Annotated in this window: 21 protein-coding genes and 1 tRNA gene; 19 read left to right on the forward strand and 3 right to left on the reverse strand. The window is 65.8% G+C overall.

What is annotated here, in order from left to right:
* The first annotated feature begins 4 nt into the window (after window positions 1-4).
* Together DW306_RS17140 and DW306_RS17145 are read left to right on the forward strand one after the other, a co-directional pair.
* Entirely contained in the window at window positions 5-1,036 is a 1,032-nt protein-coding gene (locus tag DW306_RS17140; RefSeq protein WP_240747251.1) for an FAD-dependent oxidoreductase, read from the forward strand.
* 70 nt (window positions 1,037-1,106) lie between these two features.
* A complete protein-coding gene (locus DW306_RS17145; protein ID WP_136056802.1) occupies window positions 1,107-1,565 on the forward strand; it encodes a hypothetical protein in 459 nt (152 codons plus the stop codon).
* Window positions 1,566-1,671: 106 nt separating this feature from the next.
* On the opposite strand, the gene DW306_RS17150 is transcribed toward DW306_RS17145, so the two are convergent.
* Window positions 1,672-2,127 (reverse strand): BLUF domain-containing protein, encoded by a 456-nt coding sequence (locus DW306_RS17150; RefSeq protein WP_136056803.1) that lies wholly within the window; start codon window positions 2,125-2,127, stop codon window positions 1,672-1,674.
* Window positions 2,124-2,387, reverse strand: coding sequence for a hypothetical protein (locus tag DW306_RS17155; protein ID WP_240747245.1), 264 nt, complete (start codon window positions 2,385-2,387; stop codon window positions 2,124-2,126). Before DW306_RS17155 ends, DW306_RS17150 begins: the two co-directional genes overlap by 4 nt.
* 211 nt (window positions 2,388-2,598) lie before the next feature.
* Between DW306_RS17155 and DW306_RS17160 the strand changes: the two genes are divergently transcribed.
* Genes DW306_RS17160 through DW306_RS17190 form a run of 7 tightly spaced genes read left to right on the forward strand, consistent with a single transcriptional unit; the run spans window position 2,599 to window position 9,967 of the window.
* Window positions 2,599-3,021 carry a GtrA family protein gene (locus DW306_RS17160; protein WP_240747246.1) on the forward strand — a complete coding sequence of 141 codons (423 nt, stop codon included), beginning with the start codon at window positions 2,599-2,601 and terminating at the stop codon, window positions 3,019-3,021.
* Window positions 3,021-4,484 (forward strand): glycosyltransferase, encoded by a 1,464-nt coding sequence (locus DW306_RS17165; protein WP_136056844.1) that lies wholly within the window; start codon window positions 3,021-3,023, stop codon window positions 4,482-4,484. Before DW306_RS17160 ends, DW306_RS17165 begins: the two co-directional genes overlap by 1 nt.
* Window positions 4,481-6,493, forward strand: coding sequence for a glycosyltransferase family 39 protein (locus DW306_RS17170; RefSeq protein WP_136056805.1), 2,013 nt, complete (start codon window positions 4,481-4,483; stop codon window positions 6,491-6,493). Before DW306_RS17165 ends, DW306_RS17170 begins: the two co-directional genes overlap by 4 nt.
* 30 nt (window positions 6,494-6,523) lie before the next feature.
* The gene (locus tag DW306_RS17175; RefSeq protein WP_136056806.1) at window positions 6,524-7,366 is read left to right on the forward strand and encodes a DUF4397 domain-containing protein; all 843 of its coding nucleotides are present in this window, start codon (window positions 6,524-6,526) and stop codon (window positions 7,364-7,366) included.
* On the forward strand, window positions 7,366-8,523 hold the full coding sequence (locus DW306_RS17180; RefSeq protein ID WP_136056807.1) for a glycosyl hydrolase family 8: 1,158 nt from the start codon (window positions 7,366-7,368) through the stop codon (window positions 8,521-8,523). Before DW306_RS17175 ends, DW306_RS17180 begins: the two co-directional genes overlap by 1 nt.
* Window positions 8,524-8,576: 53 nt before the next feature.
* Complete coding sequence (locus DW306_RS17185; protein ID WP_168429351.1) at window positions 8,577-9,152, forward strand: class F sortase; 576 nt, start codon at window positions 8,577-8,579, stop codon at window positions 9,150-9,152.
* A gap of 23 nt (window positions 9,153-9,175) precedes the next feature.
* Window positions 9,176-9,967 (forward strand): polyprenol monophosphomannose synthase, encoded by a 792-nt coding sequence (locus DW306_RS17190; protein ID WP_136056809.1) that lies wholly within the window; start codon window positions 9,176-9,178, stop codon window positions 9,965-9,967.
* 17 nt (window positions 9,968-9,984) lie between these two features.
* On the opposite strand, the gene DW306_RS17195 is transcribed toward DW306_RS17190, so the two are convergent.
* Window positions 9,985-10,257: a hypothetical protein gene (locus tag DW306_RS17195; RefSeq protein ID WP_136056810.1), complete on the reverse strand. Its 273-nt coding sequence runs from the start codon at window positions 10,255-10,257 to the stop codon at window positions 9,985-9,987.
* A gap of 1,366 nt (window positions 10,258-11,623) precedes the next feature.
* On the opposite strand from DW306_RS17195, the gene DW306_RS17200 reads away from it, so the two are divergent.
* The 10 genes from DW306_RS17200 (at window position 11,624) to DW306_RS21345 (ending at window position 17,522) form a co-directional block, all read left to right on the forward strand.
* The gene (locus DW306_RS17200; RefSeq protein WP_168429352.1) at window positions 11,624-12,388 is read left to right on the forward strand and encodes a site-specific integrase; all 765 of its coding nucleotides are present in this window, start codon (window positions 11,624-11,626) and stop codon (window positions 12,386-12,388) included.
* Between the two features lie 86 nt (window positions 12,389-12,474).
* Window positions 12,475-12,855, forward strand: coding sequence for a hypothetical protein (locus DW306_RS17205; RefSeq protein WP_136056812.1), 381 nt, complete (start codon window positions 12,475-12,477; stop codon window positions 12,853-12,855).
* Window positions 12,855-13,208, forward strand: a complete 354-nt coding sequence (locus DW306_RS17210) for a hypothetical protein (RefSeq protein ID WP_136056813.1) — start codon at window positions 12,855-12,857, stop codon at window positions 13,206-13,208. Before DW306_RS17205 ends, DW306_RS17210 begins: the two co-directional genes overlap by 1 nt.
* On the forward strand, window positions 13,198-13,788 hold the full coding sequence (locus DW306_RS17215; protein ID WP_136056814.1) for a helix-turn-helix transcriptional regulator: 591 nt from the start codon (window positions 13,198-13,200) through the stop codon (window positions 13,786-13,788). Before DW306_RS17210 ends, DW306_RS17215 begins: the two co-directional genes overlap by 11 nt.
* Window positions 13,789-13,822: 34 nt before the next feature.
* Window positions 13,823-13,895: transfer RNA gene (locus tag DW306_RS17220), tRNA-Arg, on the forward strand.
* Between the two features lie 34 nt (window positions 13,896-13,929).
* Window positions 13,930-14,400 (forward strand): hypothetical protein, encoded by a 471-nt coding sequence (locus DW306_RS17225; protein ID WP_136056815.1) that lies wholly within the window; start codon window positions 13,930-13,932, stop codon window positions 14,398-14,400.
* Window positions 14,401-14,575: 175 nt separating this feature from the next.
* Window positions 14,576-14,743, forward strand: a complete 168-nt coding sequence (locus tag DW306_RS17230) for an excisionase family DNA-binding protein (RefSeq protein WP_168429353.1) — start codon at window positions 14,576-14,578, stop codon at window positions 14,741-14,743.
* A gap of 334 nt (window positions 14,744-15,077) precedes the next feature.
* A complete protein-coding gene (locus tag DW306_RS17235; protein WP_136056817.1) occupies window positions 15,078-16,283 on the forward strand; it encodes an AAA family ATPase in 1,206 nt (401 codons plus the stop codon).
* Between the two features lie 253 nt (window positions 16,284-16,536).
* On the forward strand, window positions 16,537-16,923 hold the full coding sequence (locus DW306_RS17240; protein ID WP_136056818.1) for a helix-turn-helix domain-containing protein: 387 nt from the start codon (window positions 16,537-16,539) through the stop codon (window positions 16,921-16,923).
* 11 nt (window positions 16,924-16,934) lie between these two features.
* Entirely contained in the window at window positions 16,935-17,522 is a 588-nt protein-coding gene (locus DW306_RS21345) for a hypothetical protein (protein WP_168429354.1), read from the forward strand.
* Window positions 17,523-17,538 lie beyond the last annotated feature (16 nt).

A 17,538-nucleotide genomic window follows, 5' to 3' on the forward strand; every position in this document is an offset into this window, starting at 1 on the left:
GACCATGCGCCCGTGGGAGCTGCACGACAGCGTCGTCATCGGTGCCGGAGTGGTGGGCGCATCGATCGCCTACCACCTGGCTGCCCGCGGCGAGGCCGTGACGGTCGTCGACGCGGCACTTCCGGCATCCGGCGCGACCCGGCACTCGTTCGCGTGGATCAGTGACGGCGGCGGCCCCGACGGACCCGCTCTCGGACTTCGGGACTTCGCGGTGGAGGATTGGAGACGCCTCGGCACGGAGATTCCCGGGCTCGAGCTGGTCTGGTCAGGAGCCCTCACCTGGGGCGACGAGTTCGGACGCAGCTCGGCCATCGCGCCGCCGATCGACGTCGAGCCACGCCTCGCGCATCTTCCGGTACGGGCCCGATTCAGCCCGGAGGAGGGATGGATCGATCCTGTCCGGGTGACCGAGCAGCTCATCGATGCCGCCCGTCGTCACGGCGCACAGACCCTGTTCGGCGCCCCTGCGCTGCGGTTGATCCGGGACGAGGCCGCAGGGACCGTCGGCGTCGACCTCGGTCACGTCGTGCTGGCAGCGAAGAACGTCATCGTGGCGGCCGGAACGGGTTCTTCCGCGCTCTGCCGCTCGATCGAGGTCGACCTGCCTATGACGTCGGCGCCCGCGATCATGGTGCGGCTCTCGGCCCCTCCCGGGCTGATCGCGCGCATCGTCGCGAACGACGAGTTCGAGGCGAGGCAGGGCCCCGACGGCACGATCCTCCTGCCGCGCGGATACTCGGGCGAGGATTCCGACGAAGCGCTGGCGCGCACGGGCGAGGCAGTGCGTCGCCTGCTGGTCGATTCCTTCGAAGATGCCGATGACGTGCGCCTGCAGAGCGTCGACGTCGGCTGGCGCCCGATGATGAGCGACGGCGAGCCCGCGATCGGTGCCACACGCGTGCCGGGCGTCCACGTCGCCGTCGCGCACCCCGGCGTCTGTCTCGCTGCGACGATCGGTCGTATCGTGGCCGCCGAGATCACGACCTCGGCGGCTGCGCCGGAACTGGCTCGTTTCCGGCCGACCCGATTCGACTGAGAGCAGCGGAAGCAGGGCTCTCCCGCCCCCGGACGAGGCGAATCCGGCCGATACCGTCTCGGCCGCGCACGTGCAGCTCTGGGAATTCCTTGACGCAGAGGGCCGCGATGGAGGCGTTCCAGGTGCGCACATCGACCGCCGCATCCAACGTGCTGATCCACTCGGCGACGTCGGTGCGCAACGCCCCTGCCCTCGTCGCGCCGATGAGGCGGGCATGCTCGGCGAGCGATACATGACCGTTCCGTCGGAACACGACATCGATGGATACCTGCCGATCACGCGACAGCAGCACGAGGCGATTCCGGTCGACCAGTCTGAACACGGCATCGGCGACCACGATGCAGGCGGCCAACGTCATCACGGCCGCGAGGGCCATCGGGACGGCGATGGCGACCAAGACCTGACCGATGACGACAAGCACACCGATCTCGCCGACGAGCAATGCGAGCGTGATCACTGCCGTCCACCGCAGCGGACGCGACAACCAGAACATCAACCACTGAGCGCAGAAGCTGACTTCCAGCAGTGACACGAGGTCATCTGCCAGAGTTGCGACGCGACTCGTCCGGGGACGGGTGTCGGGAACGCGAGTCACCCGCTCACTCTAGGAGACGGCAGCACGTCGCCGCGAGCGATCAGGCGGCGAGATCCTGGCCGGCCCGCACCCGGAACCACAGGGTCAGCTCCGCCAACGCGCGCAGAGTCGTCGAGCGCTCGGCGGCGTCTTCGAGGTCTGCGAACGAGTCGCGGAACCCCGCCGGGGCCCCCTCACGATCGTCCTGGAGCTTCCGGTATCCCATCGTCCAATCGTCGAACCGTCGTTCCTCGATCGGCTCGTCCATGAGGATCCTCATGTCACGGTGGCGCGCGTCCTGACCGATGGTGCGGGCCAGCCGACGCACGATGTGCGCTGGACCCTCGAGCACCTGGATGAACCGTTCGCCGCGGTAGAGCAGCATTCCCGTGATGTCGCGCGCGGCGTTGAGGACTCTGGCCTGATCGAGCAGGTGGGCGAGGGCGGTCTCCCGGAACGGCGCGGACGCCGTGCTGGTGTAGACGAGCGAGATCAATGCGTTGTCTTCGGTGCTCATCGCTGGACCACTCCCCTTCGCTGGTCATCTGTCCCGGCATCCGCCGACGTCTCACTGTCCGAGGAGGAGACGGCGGCGGTTGCGCTGACGAGAGTGGCGAAGCTGCCGATGAGGTGCGACCGCGCATCGAAGGCGGAGTAGGTGCCGTCCGGCTGGCGGTCGACGTAGCCCAGGAAATCGCCGCTGCGGCTGCCGACATGGAAGCCCTCCTCGACGCACGCCCAGAGGACGTCGGAGGGGGCTGGGTGGGGATCGTTCACTCGTGAACACTATGCGGCCGGTGCGACATCAGGCTCCCCCCTTGCGCGGTCGAGACCGGATGTGGCATGCGTCGAGACGAGCTTATGAGCAGGCTGTGAGTTTCTCCGCCCATCGAATTAATCCAATCCGTGAGAGGCCGACCTCCGAACAGCCGCTATGACGCTCTCCCCCTCTGCGCCATTTCTCACGCTGTCTCGAATCGTCGCTCTGGTGAGAGATGCCATCCCTCAGCTCGCCACCTTCGGTGGTGTCGGTCTGCTCGCCTTCGTCGTCGACGTCGGCGGCTACAACCTGCTCCGCATCACCGTCATGCCCGACCAGGTCATCTGGGCGAAGGTCGTGTCGGTCACCGTCGCGACCGGCGTCGCATGGCTCGGTCACCGCTACCTCACCTTCCGCCGCACCCGCCGGCCGGCCGTCATGAAAGAGCTGCTGCTCTTCGGGCTCGCGAACGGCGGTGGGCTGCTGATCGCGTCCGGCTGCCTGTTCGTCTCGCACTACGTGCTCGGCCTCACCTCCACGCTTGCCGACAACATCTCGGGCAATGTCGTGGGGCTCGTCCTCGGGACGCTCTTCCGCTATTTCACCTACCGGTTCCTCGTGTTCCGGTCTCCGCAGGAGGCAACATCGTGATGACTCCCCTCTGGCTTCGGCCCTTCGAGAACGACACGGCACCGAATCCTCTCCTCACGCCCGCCCCCGATCAGGCTCCCGCGCCGGGCAGTGTTCCGAACCGCGAGGTCATCGACTCCGGCCTGACCGACGCGGCGCAGAGCGCGACCTCCACGGACTGGGCGGCCGTGGTCGGCTACAGCGGGCTCGTTGCCGTCGCACTGACTCTCACGATCATCGCCGTGACGACTCTGTGGTGGATGCTCTACGCGTGGCGCTCCAAGACGACGTACGACAGCACCGCGTTCTCGAAGGAGCCGCACGCACCGCGTCACACGTTCACTCTCCTGGTTCCGGGACGGCACGAGGAAGAGGTGATGGGCCAGACGCTCGATGCCCTCGCCGCGCAGACGCACCCCGACGTGCAGATCATCGCGATCGTCGGAGATGACGACCCCGGAACCACCGCCGTGGTGCGCGCCGCCGCCGCGCGGCATCCGGACCGCATCGAGGTCGTCGTCGACGACAGCGTGCCCAAGAACAAGCCGAAAGCGCTCAACCGCGCACTCCCCTACGCCGCCGGCTCGATCATCGGCGTGTTCGACGCCGAGGACGAGGTTCACCCGGAGCTGCTCCGGCACATCGACTCCCGCTTCACCGAGACCGGCGCGACCGTCGTGCAGGGCGGGGTCCAGCTCATGAACTTCCGCACCACCTGGTGGTCGTTGCGGAACGTGCTCGAGTACTACTTCTGGTTCCGCTCGCGCCTGCACTTCCACGCCGGTGCGCGGTTCATCCCGCTCGGTGGCAACACGGTCTTCGTGAAGAAGGATGCGCTGGTGCGCAACGACGGCTGGGATGCCGAGTGCCTCGCCGAGGACTGCGAACTCGGTGTGCGACTGTCGAGCCAGGGCGAGAAGGTCGTCGTGGCCTACAGCCCCGAGTACGTCACCCGTGAGGAGACCCCCGGCACGCTGAAGTCGTTCTACAAGCAGCGCACCCGGTGGAATCAGGGCTTTCTCCAGGTGCTCCGCAAGGGCGAGTGGCGCGCGCTGCCGACCCGCTCTCAGCGCCTCTTCGCGCGGTACATGCTCGCCATGCCGTTCCTGCAGGCAGCCACCGGGCTGCTCATCCCCCTCTCGGTGTTCCTGATCTTCGTCGTCAAGGTGCCGACCCTCGTCGCGCTCCTGACGTTCATCCCGCTCGCCCCGACCCTCGTGACCGTGGCCGTCGAGATCGCCGGTCTCGGCGAATTCGGCAGGCTGTACGGGCAGAAGGTGCGGGTCCTCGACTACGTCCGGCTCGTGCTCGGCACCATCCCGTTCCAGGTGCTGCTCGCGGGGGCTGCACTCCGCGCCGTCTTCCGCGAGATCCGCGGTGAGCGCGGCTGGGAGAAGACAGAGCACACGGGCGCCCATCGCGAAGGGGACGCGTCCGATGTCGATGCACGCCTGAGCCCGATCCGCGAGGAGGTGGCGGCATGACCACCACGCTCGAGCGGCCCACCTCATCGACCCCCGTGGTCGAGAATGCGCCGCAGACTGTCGACCGCACGCCGATCGCCGCCTTCCGAGAAGCCCTTGGTCGGCTCAGCGACTGGCTGCGGGCGCACTCGCGCGCACTCCTCTGGCTGCTGCCGGTGTTGGTCGTGAGCGCGATGGTCAACTTCCTCAACGTCGGTGGCGCCCCGCAGCGCATCGACGACGAGGGGACCTACACGGCTCAGGCCTGGGCGGTCACCCACCTCGGCGAGCTCGCCCACTACACCTATTGGTACGACCACCCGCCGCTCGGCTGGCTGCAGATCGCCGGTTACACGCAGCTGACGGGCGCCTTCGAGCGCTGGGACATCGCTGTGCTCGCCGGTCGGGAAGCCGTTCTCGTCGCGGCCCTGATCTCCGTCGTGCTGCTGTGGATGATCGCCCGTCGACTCGGGATGTCCCGCGGAGCGGCTGCGGCGACCGGGCTGGTCTTCGCGCTGTCGCCGTTGGCGGTGCAGTTCCACCGCACGGTGTACCTCGACAACGTCGCGGTGCCGTGGCTGCTGCTCGCATTCTTCCTGGCGATGAATCGTCGCGGACAGCTCGCGGCGTTCGCCGGTTCCGCGGTCGCGTTCGGCATCGCGGTGCTCTCGAAGGAGACGTTCCTGCTGGCGCTTCCGATCTTGATCTGGGTCATGGTCCGAAACGCCCGCAAGGAGACGCGCCGCTACACGCTGTCCGTGGCAGCGAGCATCCTGGTTCTGATCGGCGGCAGCTACCTGCTGCTCGCGGCGGTCAAGGGCGAGCTGTTCAGCGGCGCGAACCGCGTCAGCCTCATGGACGGCATCATCTTCCAGCTGGGCTCCCGCGAAGGCAGCGGCTCGATCACCGACCCCGATTCGCTGATCAACCGCACGCTCGGGATGTGGTGGCAGCTCGATCCCGTGTTCATCGTGATGAGCCTGCTCGCCGGCGTGGCAGCGCTCTTCAGCGCTCGCCTCCGCCCGTACGCGGTGCTGGTGCTGGCGATGACTGCCTTCATGTTCCGGCCGGGCGGCTACCTTCCGGTGCCCTACGTGATCATGCTGCTCCCGTTCGGAGCACTGCTGATCGCCGGTGTCGTCGACCTCGCGGTCGCACGGGTCCGTCGGAAAGGCGCGCCGCGACGCAAGCTCGCTCTGAGCGGGGTCGCCGTCGCTGCGATCGGGGCGGTCGTCGCCGTCCCGCTGTGGACGACGCAGCTGCGCGGTTTCGTGCTGGCCGATCTCGACGCCCCTCTGCGCAATGCGCAGGGCTGGCTCGTCGAGAACGCCTCGACCGACCAGCGGGTGATCGTCGACGACGCGATGTGGGTCGACCTCGTCAAGGCGGGTTGGGACCGCGACAACGTCATCTGGTACTACAAGCTCGACACCGACCCCGCTGTCCAGGTGCAGTCGCCGAACGGCTGGCGCGACGCGGACTACGTCGTCACGACCGATTCGATGCGCACCTTCCCCGGCGCGTTCCCCGAGGTGCAGGAGGCGATCGACAACTCCGTCGTCGTCGCCACCTTCGGCGAGGGGACTCAGATGGTCGAGGTGCGCCGCGTCGCCGTCGACGGCGCCGACCAGGCTGCCGTGTCCCAACAAGCGGCGTCCACGTCGCAAGCCGAGCTGGGCGATCAGCTCGTGACGAACCCGCTGGTGGAGATCGGCGCGGCCGATCGGGACCGTCTCACGGCTGGGCAGGTCGACGCGCGCATCATCGCGGTCGTCGGCGCTCTTGCGGGCTCCGGTCGAGTGAGCGTCTCGGGCTTCCCGATCGTGGACGGCGAGGACGGCAGACCTTTCCGGCAGGTCGCGATCTCGGAGATCGCCGGTGCCCCCGCGGTCGTCGACGGCGATCTCAGCACGGAGGCCCGAGACCTCGTGGCTTCCCTCGAGGGCACCTACCAGCCCGACCGGATCCGCATCGAGGGCGACGAGATCGTCCTCCGCTATCCGGTCTCCCTGCAGCCGACGCTGCCCTGATCCCTTTCTCACCACCCGAAGGAGCACATCATGAACGTTTCACGATTCCCGCACCTCACAGCTCTCGTCGCGACCGGCGCCACCGCGCTGCTCATCGCTGTCGCCGCTCCACTGTCCGCTTCGGCGGCAGCCACCACGCCCGGTTCGGCGTCCGCGCCGACTGCCGTCGGCGCTCCCACGGGATGGCTGCGCCTCGGCCACCTCTCCCCCGACACGAAGTCCGTCGACGTCCGCGTCTCGGCCCTCAGCGGAGGATCGACGCAGTTCGAGCTCGACGGCGTCGGCTACGGCGACGTGTCGTCGTACCAGTCGCTTCCTGCCGGGAGCTACACGGTGAGCATGGTGCCCGCCGGAGCGTCCGGTTCGAGCGTGCCGATGATCTCGCAGACCATCATGGTCGACGCCGGCACCGCCACGACCGTGGCCGCTTACGGCCCGACCGACGATCTGCAGGTGCGCGCCTTCGACGACGATCTCACCGAGCCGAGCACCGGTTCGGCGCGGATCCGCCTGATCCAGGCGTCCACGATCACTCCCGAAGTGGATGTGAAGACGGACCAGGGCGACTCCATCGCCGAGGGCGCGAAGGCCGGCTCGGCGACGGGCTACGCGGAGATCCCTGCGGGCGACTGTACGCTCGATCTGACCGGGAAGGGCGTGAGCGACACCGCCGACGTTTCTGTGGCACCGGGGAGCGTCACGACGCTGTTCGTGCTCGACACCTCCAGCGGTGGCCTGACCATCCTGCCGGTACTCGACAGTGCGGCCGTCGGCGACGCTCCTGACGGTGGCGTCGACACCGGTGGCGGATACCTCGCCTCCTCGAAGGCTGACTCGTCGCCGCTGGCGAAGCTGCGCGGAGGGATTCTCTGATGCGCCGCCGAACCATCATGGGAATCGCGGCCGGAGCGGTCGTCGTCACGGCGGGCGCCGCCGTCATCGCGGTCGGGGTCGGCACGTCCGACCACGGGCCTCCCGGCGCCGCACCGGCGGCGACCTCCACTCCTCTGCCCGCTGACCCGAGCGGCGCTCCCGAGGTGGATGCCGCGGCTCTCGCCGACTCCTTCCTCGAAGAGTGGGTCGAAGACGGACGAGTGGTGCGTCATGACGAGGGCGGCGACACCGTGAGCGAGGGTCAGGCGTATGGCCTGCTCGCCGCGGTCATCGCCGACGACGAAGGCGCCTTCGATGAGATCTGGGACTGGACGACCACGGAGTTGATCCGCAGCGACGGGCTGATGGCCTGGCGCTGGGATGACGGTGCCGTGGTCGACGACGAACCCGCGTCGGATGCCGACCTGGATGCGGCTCGTGCGCTCGTGCTGGCCGGCGATCGGTTCGGACGTGATGATCTCCGCGAGGAGGGCGTCGAACTCGCCGCCGTGATCGCCGATCGACTGACGGTCGAGACCGACCGGGGCAGGATTCTGCTTCCCGGTCTCTGGGCGGCGGACCGTGAGCCGTACGCATACAACCCGAGCTACGCGTCTCCGGTGGCGTTCGAGGTGCTCGGCGCGGCGACCGGCGACCCGCGCTGGGCGGAGCTGCAGGCGGGAAGTGCGGCGGTCACGTCCGAGATCCTGAACGCCACGGATCTGCCGCCCGACTGGGCTCAGGTCCACGCCGATGGTCTGATCGAGCCGATGCCCGGCCCCCTGGGCGAGGGCGATCCGGTGCAGTACGCGTTCGATGCACCGCGCCTGATGCTGCGCTATGCCGAGTCGTGCACACCGGAGGACGTCGCCCTCGCAGCGCTCCCCTTTGACGCGCTCGACCGCGAGAAGAACATCGCATCGCGCCTCGATCTCGGTGCGGGGCCCCTGAACGACGAGCAATCGGCGATCGGCTTCACCGCCCGTGCCGCGTCGGCGCAGGCGAAGGGCGAACAGGTCGCGAGCACGACCGATCTCGAGCGTGCGGCGGAGTTCTCCGCGGAGTACCCGACGTACTACGGCGACGCGTGGGTCATGCTCGCGACCGCGATGCTGACGGACGACGCGCTCGGCGGCTGCGCGAAGGCAGCGGCCTGATGGTCCGGGGCAGCGGAATCCGACGTGTCGCCGCCGCGACAGGCGTTCTGGCGATGACGCTGCTCCTGGGCGCGTGCGCGTCGACCGAGACCACAGCGCCGACACCGGCCTCGGACTCGCCGGCGGAGTCCTTCTCCGCCGGCGGCCTCCAGGACCCGGCAGCGCCCGAAGAAGCGGATGCCGCCGCCCTGCCTCCCGTGCGTGTGCAGATCCCGGCGATCGGCGTCGACTCCGCGCTGGAGTCGCTGGCTCTCGGCGAGGGCGGCCGACTCCAGGCCCCCGTCGACTACGACCTGGCCGGCTGGTATACCGACGGCGTGCTGCCAGGACAGGTCGGTCCGGCGATCATCGCCGGTCATGTGGATTCCCCGTCGGCCCCTGCGGTTTTCGCGCAGATCGGGAGCCTCGTTCCGGGTGACGAGGTCATCGTGACCCTGTCCGACGGATCGGCGCTCACCTTCGCGGTGAGCGACTCGATCCAGTCCGCGAAGGCGGAGTTCCCGACAGCCGCTGTGTACAGCAACGTTCCGACCCCGGAGCTGCGGCTGATCACCTGCGGCGGCACCTTCGATTCCTCCACCGGCCACTACCTCGACAACCTCATCGTGTTCGCGGAACTCCGCGCCTGACCATCCGCCCTGAAAGGACTCTCATGAACGAGACACTCGTCATCATCCCGACCTACAACGAGATCGAGAACCTCGAGGCGATCGTCGGACGCGTGCTCGCGTCGACCTCCGCCGACATCCTGGTCGTCGACGACTCCTCTCCGGATGGGACGGGTGACCTGGCAGATGAGCTCGCGACCCGTCACCCGGAGGTGCACGTGCTGCATCGGTCCGAGAAGAACGGGCTCGGCGGGGCATACCTGGCGGGATTCGCCTGGGGTCTGGAGCGGGACTATTGGGCTCTCGTCGAGATGGACGCGGACGGGTCGCATCAGCCCGAGGCTCTGCCGAAGCTCGTGGACCAGCTCATCGACCACGATCTCGTGCTCGGTTCGCGCTGGGTGCCCGGAGGTCGCGTGCTCAACTGGTCGCGCCACCGGGAGATCCTGAGCCGGGGTGGCAACCTGTACGCCCGTCTGGCTCTCGGAATCGACGTGCGCGACGCGACAGGCGGATTCCGGGTCTTCAGCGCGGCCGCACTGCGCCGCATCGACCTGTCGAACGTCGCCTCGCAGGGCTACTGCTTCCAGGTCGACCTGCTGTGGCGCGCGCTCGAGCGCGGACTCCGCGTCGTCGAGGTTCCGATTACCTTCGTCGAGCGCGTGCACGGCGAGTCGAAGATGAGCGGCTCGATCGTCTCGGAGTCGCTCGCTCTCGTGACGTGGTGGGGTCTGCGACGACGCCTCACGGCCATCGGGCTTTTCGTGCGGCATGGACGGCGACTGCAGTCGGTACGCGCGCTCTCGCACCGGATGCTGCCGCCCGTGCGTTCCTGATCTTCGGGCGGATGCCGTCAGCGGCGCCACACCGAGAGCATCTGCCAGCCTTCGGGAACCTTCGCCTCCAGAGCGGCCATGTCGTCGGCTTCGATCTCGGTGGGTTCGTCACGCCGCTGGAATCGGCCCTCGACGATGCGGATTCCGCCGGGCTTCATCTCCACGTGCGCGGACGCCATGTCCCAGCCTGCCGGAGCCTCCGCGAGCAGCTGGGCGCGGAGCTCGGGGATCTCGGTCCCCTCGACGGTCGCGGTGTGCTTCTCGGCGGGGCGGATCAAGGCGACGAGCATGGTTTCAGCCTAGGCGACGGAGACAAGAAGTTGGGGTGGTCCCGCCGGGTCTGGGGAAACCTCGGGACCACCTGACCGGCTTCGCTGGGGACTCCGCCGGCCCGTGGATCGCTTTCTCATGCGACCTAGGCTCAACATATCGATCACCCCGTCCGGTTTGTCAATGCCCTGGCCGTGTCGATACCCCGGGCTATCGTGTCGATTTGCAGGAAGCCCGCGACGTTCTGGGGACGTCGCGTGGACGCCTGCAAACGTGCGGCCCGTCGACGCGTGAAGGGACGCGCCGGCGGGCCGCTCCCGTTGATGGACGCGGTGCAGATCTGGACGACCACCGGTTTGACGACGTACCCTGCTCGCAGAACAGGGCGCCGCTGAGCTGGGGAAGATCTGCGCCGCGTTCTGCGCCTCCCGCCGAGCGAGGAATGGGGCGATCGCGAAGCGGGAGGCGGCATCTGCTCGCCGGCCGACGAGGGCACGAACGACCCCCGGACCGGCCGTCTCCAACACGAACCCGGGATGCGGCTCCCCTCCCCGCGTGAACGCGATGCCGAGCAGCAGTGCAGCACGGGAATCACCACGCTGAGAACGATGAAGAGAACGCCGCCGATGCGCTACCACACCAGGATCGCTGCATGAGGCGCGAGCCGCTCACGAAGCCTGTGGGGGACGCGTGAACGAGCCGTTAGCGCGATATACATATCGGCGGGCACCTCCGGCTTGAAGGCGAAGACCACAGACACGAGCGTAGTGGCACGAAAAAACCCCCGGAGAACCGGGGGTTTGTCTGTGCGCGATACTGGGATCGAAACTGTATGCGGGATACTGGGCACATCCGCGCCACGACCGGGGACTTCGCCGTTGTGATGCCGATCTGACGGGATCGTGTTAAGGTCACTGGAAAGCAGTAGACCGCATAGCTGGGCAGTGGATATTGCACGGTGTTGCACGACCAAGATCAGGTGGGGCCAGAATGATGAGTAGCCGACGGAAGCGCCGCGAGTCCTTCGGCGCTCTTCGAAAGTTGCCTAGCGGGCGCTATCAAGCCTCGTATATCGGGCCTGACGGCGAGCGTCACAACGCGCCGCAGACCTTCGACGGGGTAACCGATGCCCGCGGTTGGCTTGCAGTCCAGCAGGCGCGCGTCCTTGACGGCACTTGGTCGAAGTTTGATACCGCTCGCGCTGAGCAGTCCGGTCAGGGCCGCGGTCTCACGTTCCTCGCATTCGCAACGGCGTGGGTGGACACACGCACTAACCGTCACGGGGATCATCTGCGTCCCCGAACCGCCGCTGAGTACAGGCGCCTCATCGCCGGCCCCCTTAGGCCGTTCGCGGACGCGCGGCTGACGTCGATCACACCAGAGCAGGTGCGCTCCTGGTATTCCGCGCTCATTGCCGCGGGAACGAAGACGCAGGCTGCTCGAGCATACGAACTACTGAAGGCGATCCTGTCGACTGCAGCAGCCGATGGACGCATCAAGACAAACCCCTGCCAGATCCGCGGCGCAGCATCCGCCTCGACAGGCAAGAAGACCGAGCCACCGACTCCCAGCGAACTGCAGGCGATCGTTACGGGCATCACTCCCCGATTCCGCGCCGCGGTGATCCTCGCAGCCTGGACAGGCGTCAGATACGGCGAGCTCACTGAGCTCCGCAGACGCGACATCGACGTACTCGAGGACGAGGGCGATCAAGCCATCGTGGTGAACGTCTCCCGAGGTGTCACCCACGTCACCGGGCAAGGCTTCATCGTCGGCGCAACCAAGTCTGAGGCCGGCGTCCGAGCGATCGTACTTCCTCCGCATGTCAACGAAATCGTGACATCCCACTTGCGCGAGTTCGTGGGAAGGTCCGCCGACTCCCTGCTTTTCCCCTCTGCGGATGGCAGCGGGCACCTGGCGCAGTCCGCCTTCTACAAGCACTGGAACCCGGCTCGTATCGCTGCGGGACGCCAAGACATGCCGTGGCACGCCCTGAGGCATTACGGAGCGACGAGAGCGGCCCTAGCCGGCGCGACACTCAAGGAACTGCAGTCGCGACTCGGGCACTCGACGGTCTCGGCCGCGATGCGGTACCAGCACACTGCCGGCCGTGACGAAGAACTCGCGAGGCGCATGAGCGAACTCGCGTGAAAGAGGCGGCGGCCAGCCGCCCAACACAGGAGAGCCCCCGCCGAGCGGCAACTCGGCGAGGGCTAGGTCAAACAACTGGAGTCGAAATGACCAATATGAGTATCCCATCCGTAACTACGGACGCGCATCACCAGTGCATCGAGTACGCCTGGTGCGAGCTCGATCACACCGATCCCGACATCGCCTCGTACGCCCCCGACACCCATGAGAAACATCTGATGATTCAGGCGGGCGATGCGAGCGAACGATTTCTTCTCGAGGTGCGTGACGGTGTCCCGCGTATCGAGTGCTCGCTGTTCGTTGATGAGGTGTGGCGTGAGCCCGGCGAGCCGACTGATTCGCTACGGAATCTCAGCGACGTTCTTGCGACCGCCTCGAAGGTGTACGACGAGTTCGTACGAGGTCTCACCCCGAGCCTCAAACGATCGCACGCGGTCACACACGAGCTCGCGAATCGAGATGTGTGATGAGCGTCCAGAAAGACTTCTTCGCCCTCGATTCGTCAGGGCTGTCCGCTGCACAGATCGCGGTGGCGCTCCAGGTTTCGAGTCGAACCGTGGTGAGGTGGCGCCATTTGACAGGACGAAGCCGCCGACCGCCGACCACGCCACTGACGGAAGATCAACTGCAGCGCGCACGACGCATCCTGGAAGACGGTGCGTCAATCAGTGAAGCCGCTCGAACAATCGGCTGCAGTAACAAGACACTTTCCAAGCGTTGGCCCCAATACGCCTGGAGCCAAACTCAGGCAGGCCGATTCGCCGCCATGGTCGCGCGCACGCAGCGGGCTTGGTCCGAGGATGTGCGCGATGCCCGCTAAGCGCTCCAGGTCGAGGGTGGACGACGAGATCGTCAGGATGATCCGAGAGGCGATGGAGAAAGGAGGAATGATGCAGAAGGATCTCGCCGCTGCTACCGGCATGACTCAGCCACAGATCAGTGTTCGCCTGTCGAGAGGAGGCGCGTCTATCCCCATCCAACAAGTGATCCTCATGTGCGAAGGTGTCGGGCTCGATCCAGTCGCAGTACTCGGAAAGGCCAGCGAGCGGGCGAGCGAGCCTCGCAGACTCGAGCCCGACGCCGAGCGTCACACGTACCGCCGTTGGGCTCCGACAACCCGGGGGACGGTGGAAGACCCCGAGCAGATTCAAGTCAACGCTGTCGCGAGACAACTCGCCACAGCGCTCTGGAACGGCTGCGACGACATGGACTTCATCAACATCGCAATCGAGGAAACGATCAGACGCGAGGAAGCCCATTTCTGGGATGAAACCAGGCGCCGATGGATCGCAGAGATCGCACTCTCGGAGCTCGCCTACTCGTTGGGTCGTCGATACCCGATTCGCGACAGGTTCCCGCTGAAGCCGCCCGCACTAGCCCCTGACAAGATCATCCGATAACTCAGGGGGGTGCGGAGTCTGCACCCCCCTTCCGCCTGCTGTAGCTCAGCGGACAGAGCAGCGAGCCTCTACCTCGACTGTCGCTGGTTCGAATCCAGCCAGCAGGACGCACAATGGAGAACACGAACGAGATGAGCAAATGTGAGCCGCAAGAAGACGGGAACCGGTGACGCCAGGCGCCGAGCGGGCCGGGTCGGCAATGACCCCGATCAGCCGTATGTCTCGGTGTTCTGCGACGGCACCGTGAAAGGCCAGCCACACGAGAAGTGGCGGATCGCAACCTTCCACCCGGACAGGCTCAACAGCGAGCTGGTATGGCTTCCCGCGGGCAAGCACTACTTCGAGCCCGGCGTCGACCATGGGATTCCCATCGTGAACTCGGTTTCTCAGCGGCTCGACGGTGACACATGGGTATCTAACAGCGACCGCGATCTCGACTACTACAAGCCCGAATTTCGTGTGCGATGGAATATCAAGTGTCAAGAATGCGGTGCTTCGAAGGTGACTGCAGCCCCCTCGACGCTCTACCCCGCGTTCACTGCTCTCGCTCAATTGAACATTCGAGAGATCGAGCTCGCACACCTGATCTATAGCGAGCGACACGCCCAATAGCAGCACAGGGCAGGGAGCCGCAGAAGACTGCGGTAAACTAAACCCGTACGGAGTCAGGGCGTCCGCCGAAAGGCCTGGCGCTCCCCGGTTACATCAGCCTCCAAGCAGAGGGATAGCAACTCTGCCTGGAGGTATTTTTATGCCTAGCTCTGCCCCTCTCCCCCGCTGGGGAACGATGGATGACGCTTCGGAGCAATTCAAACTCTCCAAAGACACCATCCGCCGCATGATCACCCGCGGTGAGATCGAGGCCAAGCGCTTCGGCCCGAGACTAATCCGCGTCAACCTCACCAGCATCGAATCCGCTGGCCGCCCGCTGCAGTACCTGGGCGGTGACGCTTGAACGACGAAACCGCCCCTGAGGGCGGCTCCGGAAATCCTGCTGTGGCGGCTGGATACATCTCGAAGTCTACGATCGCATCACTGTGTCATGGGGCTATCTCCAACCAGATCCCCCCGCACACTCTCCCCACGCCTCTGGCAGATCTCTGGCGCGATGGGTTCATGGAGGGCGCCACACGAGTGCGCACTGAGCTGCGGCGCGAGATCCAACGACTCGAGCACGACGTCAATCACTGGTACGTCGCCGCGAACTACACCCAGGAAGAGATCGCCGGGATGCGACGAAAAGCGTCGTACCTACAAGCGAACATCGACTGGGCAACGGGGGTAGTCGCATGAGCCGTGAACTGCTGCGCACCCAACTCGCCTCTGTCGAGATCGAACGCCAAGGGTGGTGCGTACGAGATCAGATACCCCTCGACGTCATCACAATCCTCGCCGGGATGGCAGGAATCGCGAAGTCAACGATCCTCGCCTGGTATGTGGCCGGGCTCACCCGTGGAACGCTACCCGGAGACTTCTACGGCGCCCCCATCCCAGTCGCCATCATCGCCGGGGAAGACGACATCTCACGGATGCTCGTACCGCGACTCAAGGTTGCCGGCGCCGACCTGAACCTCGTCACGGCCTTGAGCGGCGTGCGCGTCACGGAGCAGGAAGGTGACTGGATCACCTCACCCAACCTCAGCGATGACATGACGTCGATTCGGACAGCACTCATCGAAACCGGAGCTCGGCTGCTCATCATCGATCCGATCATCAGCCTCATGAGAGGTGATTCTCACCGCCTCGAAGATGTGCGTCGCAACCTTGACCCGTTGGCCTCGATGGCAGCCGAACTCGATATCGCGATCGTCTGCGTTGCCCACTTCAACAAGGGTGGCGGGCAAGCAAGTGACAAAGTATCGGGCTCACACGCGTTCCGAGATATCGCCCGGTCGATGCTGCTCCTCGCCGTAGACGAAGAGACAGACAATCGCATCCTGTCAGTGGAGAAATCCAACTACTCCCCCGTCAAACCATCCCTGGCCTTCCGCGTCGACTCGGTGGAGGTTCCCACCAAGTCAGGCGAGATGACTATGGTCGGGCAAGCGGTGATGCTCGGCGACTCGTCGCTAACCGTTCAGGACATCCTCAATCGCGATTTATCGGTGCTGGGTGAGCGTTCATCCGACCTCATCGACTACGTGAATCGACAGCCGGAAGGCGCTCGAGCTGAAGACGTAGCCGTCGCACTGGACATCCCGATCAACCAGGCGCGAACGTATCTAAGCCGTGCCGCGTCCTCCGGACGAATCGCTCGGGCCGAGCGGGGCGTCTACACCGCTCTTCGCAACACCGACGCAACAACCGCTGACCCTGTTGGGAGTGTTGCAAGTGTTGCAAACCCCTCTCCCCCACCTACATATGCAACACACGCAACAGATGTAACAGGGCCAGGGGATGTTGCGAAGGCTGTTGCAAACGGCGTCACGCCCTACTGCTCCCACGGAGTGACCTCAGGTTCACGGTGCTCAAAGTGCGGAGGTGTCGCCGCATGAGCCGCACAGAGAAAGGCGTGGCCGAGTATCACCTTCTGACAGATGCCGTTCGCGACACTCCAACGCCGTGCAGGAACGACCCGCGGTTCATTCAAGAGCGCGACCAAATAGACAGTTCGGATCTCCTCGCGATGAAACGCGTCTGCCTGCAGTGCCCGCTACTGGCCCTCTGCGGCACCTATGCCGAAGCAGCGCGACCGTCCGCAGGAATGTGGGCAGGCCGGTTCTGGGGGCGCACGGAGAGGACTCGCGCATGACTCGTCACGTCACGAACGCGGTCATCCTCACCGGAGCCGACGCCGCCCTCCTGTATCAAGCCGCGAACCTTCGAGCACTCCGAGTCGCATCGCGCGGGAAGTCTGAGCGTCTCTACGGACTGCTAACCGACATCACCCAAGCCGCATTCGCCCACACAACTTCCGTCGACGGAAGGAAACCGCAGGCCAGCGCGGAAGTCCGCGAGGCTGGAGATATCGAGGTGAACACGGTGGAACAAGTAGCAAGACGGGCAGGAATCACCTCACGTGCCGTCCGAAATCACATCAAAGCAGGACTGCTCGAAGCCACCATGGTCAACCGCAACTGGGTCATCGCACCCGAAGCAGCCGACCAATACATCGCCGGCAGAACACGCGCATGAAGGAGACACGAATGACCACCATGGAATTCCGAGACGGAAGCAACGTCACCATTGGCGACGCACACAGCCCCGAACTCGTAGACGTCGCAGGCCAGATCAAAGCCCTGCGCGAACAGTCCACCGCATCAAGCAATCACCACATCCGCACAGTCGATGCCATCAACAACGACCCCACCCTCAGCGACCAGGGCAAGAAGGAACGCATCACCGCGCTCGAGACCGAACGCAGCAACGAGCGCAGCGCGATGATCGCCCAGGAGAAAGCGATCATCAACAACAAGATCACCGCACTCGAGCGACGACTCGACGGGTATGTCGGATACTCCGAGTCCAACATCATCGCCTTCCGAGATGCGCAGGACCGAGCGGAAGCAGTCGACGACGCAGACCGCGCAGCAAGCCTCATGGCCCGCGCTATCCGCAACAACGACAGGACTCTGGCTCACGCTCTCTACCGACGTGCTGTCGAACATAACTGGACGGAAGCGCGCAATGCTTTCGCTGCTGACAACCCCGCAGTCGCAGGCCTCGTCCGCGACGTGCACAAGCTGCAGACGCTGCGCGACACTCCGTTCAACCGCGCCGTCGCATACATGTGATGAGCAACAACATGAC

The organism is Microbacterium sp. K24 (assembly GCF_004794465.1).
Classification (GTDB): Bacteria; Actinomycetota; Actinomycetes; order Actinomycetales; family Microbacteriaceae; genus Microbacterium.

Excerpts from the sequence above, each read along its gene's own strand:
- DW306_RS17140 (WP_240747251.1), top strand. The coding sequence starts at position 5 with ATGCGCCCGTGGGAGCTGCACGACAGCGTCGTCATCGGTGCCGGAGTG.
- DW306_RS17150 (WP_136056803.1), bottom strand. The coding sequence starts at position 2,127 with ATGAGCACCGAAGACAACGCATTGATCTCGCTCGTCTACACCAGCACG.
- DW306_RS17165 (WP_136056844.1), top strand. The coding sequence starts at position 3,021 with ATGACTCCCCTCTGGCTTCGGCCCTTCGAGAACGACACGGCACCGAAT.
- DW306_RS17170 (WP_136056805.1), top strand. The coding sequence starts at position 4,481 with ATGACCACCACGCTCGAGCGGCCCACCTCATCGACCCCCGTGGTCGAG.
- DW306_RS17175 (WP_136056806.1), top strand. The coding sequence starts at position 6,524 with ATGAACGTTTCACGATTCCCGCACCTCACAGCTCTCGTCGCGACCGGC.
- DW306_RS17180 (WP_136056807.1), top strand. The coding sequence starts at position 7,366 with ATGCGCCGCCGAACCATCATGGGAATCGCGGCCGGAGCGGTCGTCGTC.
- DW306_RS17185 (WP_168429351.1), top strand. The coding sequence starts at position 8,577 with ATGACGCTGCTCCTGGGCGCGTGCGCGTCGACCGAGACCACAGCGCCG.
- DW306_RS17190 (WP_136056809.1), top strand. The coding sequence starts at position 9,176 with ATGAACGAGACACTCGTCATCATCCCGACCTACAACGAGATCGAGAAC.
- DW306_RS17195 (WP_136056810.1), bottom strand. The coding sequence starts at position 10,257 with ATGCTCGTCGCCTTGATCCGCCCCGCCGAGAAGCACACCGCGACCGTC.
- DW306_RS17205 (WP_136056812.1), top strand. The coding sequence starts at position 12,475 with ATGACCAATATGAGTATCCCATCCGTAACTACGGACGCGCATCACCAG.
- DW306_RS17210 (WP_136056813.1), top strand. The coding sequence starts at position 12,855 with ATGAGCGTCCAGAAAGACTTCTTCGCCCTCGATTCGTCAGGGCTGTCC.
- DW306_RS17215 (WP_136056814.1), top strand. The coding sequence starts at position 13,198 with ATGCCCGCTAAGCGCTCCAGGTCGAGGGTGGACGACGAGATCGTCAGG.
- DW306_RS17230 (WP_168429353.1), top strand. The coding sequence starts at position 14,576 with ATGGATGACGCTTCGGAGCAATTCAAACTCTCCAAAGACACCATCCGC.
- DW306_RS17235 (WP_136056817.1), top strand. The coding sequence starts at position 15,078 with ATGAGCCGTGAACTGCTGCGCACCCAACTCGCCTCTGTCGAGATCGAA.
- DW306_RS17240 (WP_136056818.1), top strand. The coding sequence starts at position 16,537 with ATGACTCGTCACGTCACGAACGCGGTCATCCTCACCGGAGCCGACGCC.
- DW306_RS21345 (WP_168429354.1), top strand. The coding sequence starts at position 16,935 with ATGACCACCATGGAATTCCGAGACGGAAGCAACGTCACCATTGGCGAC.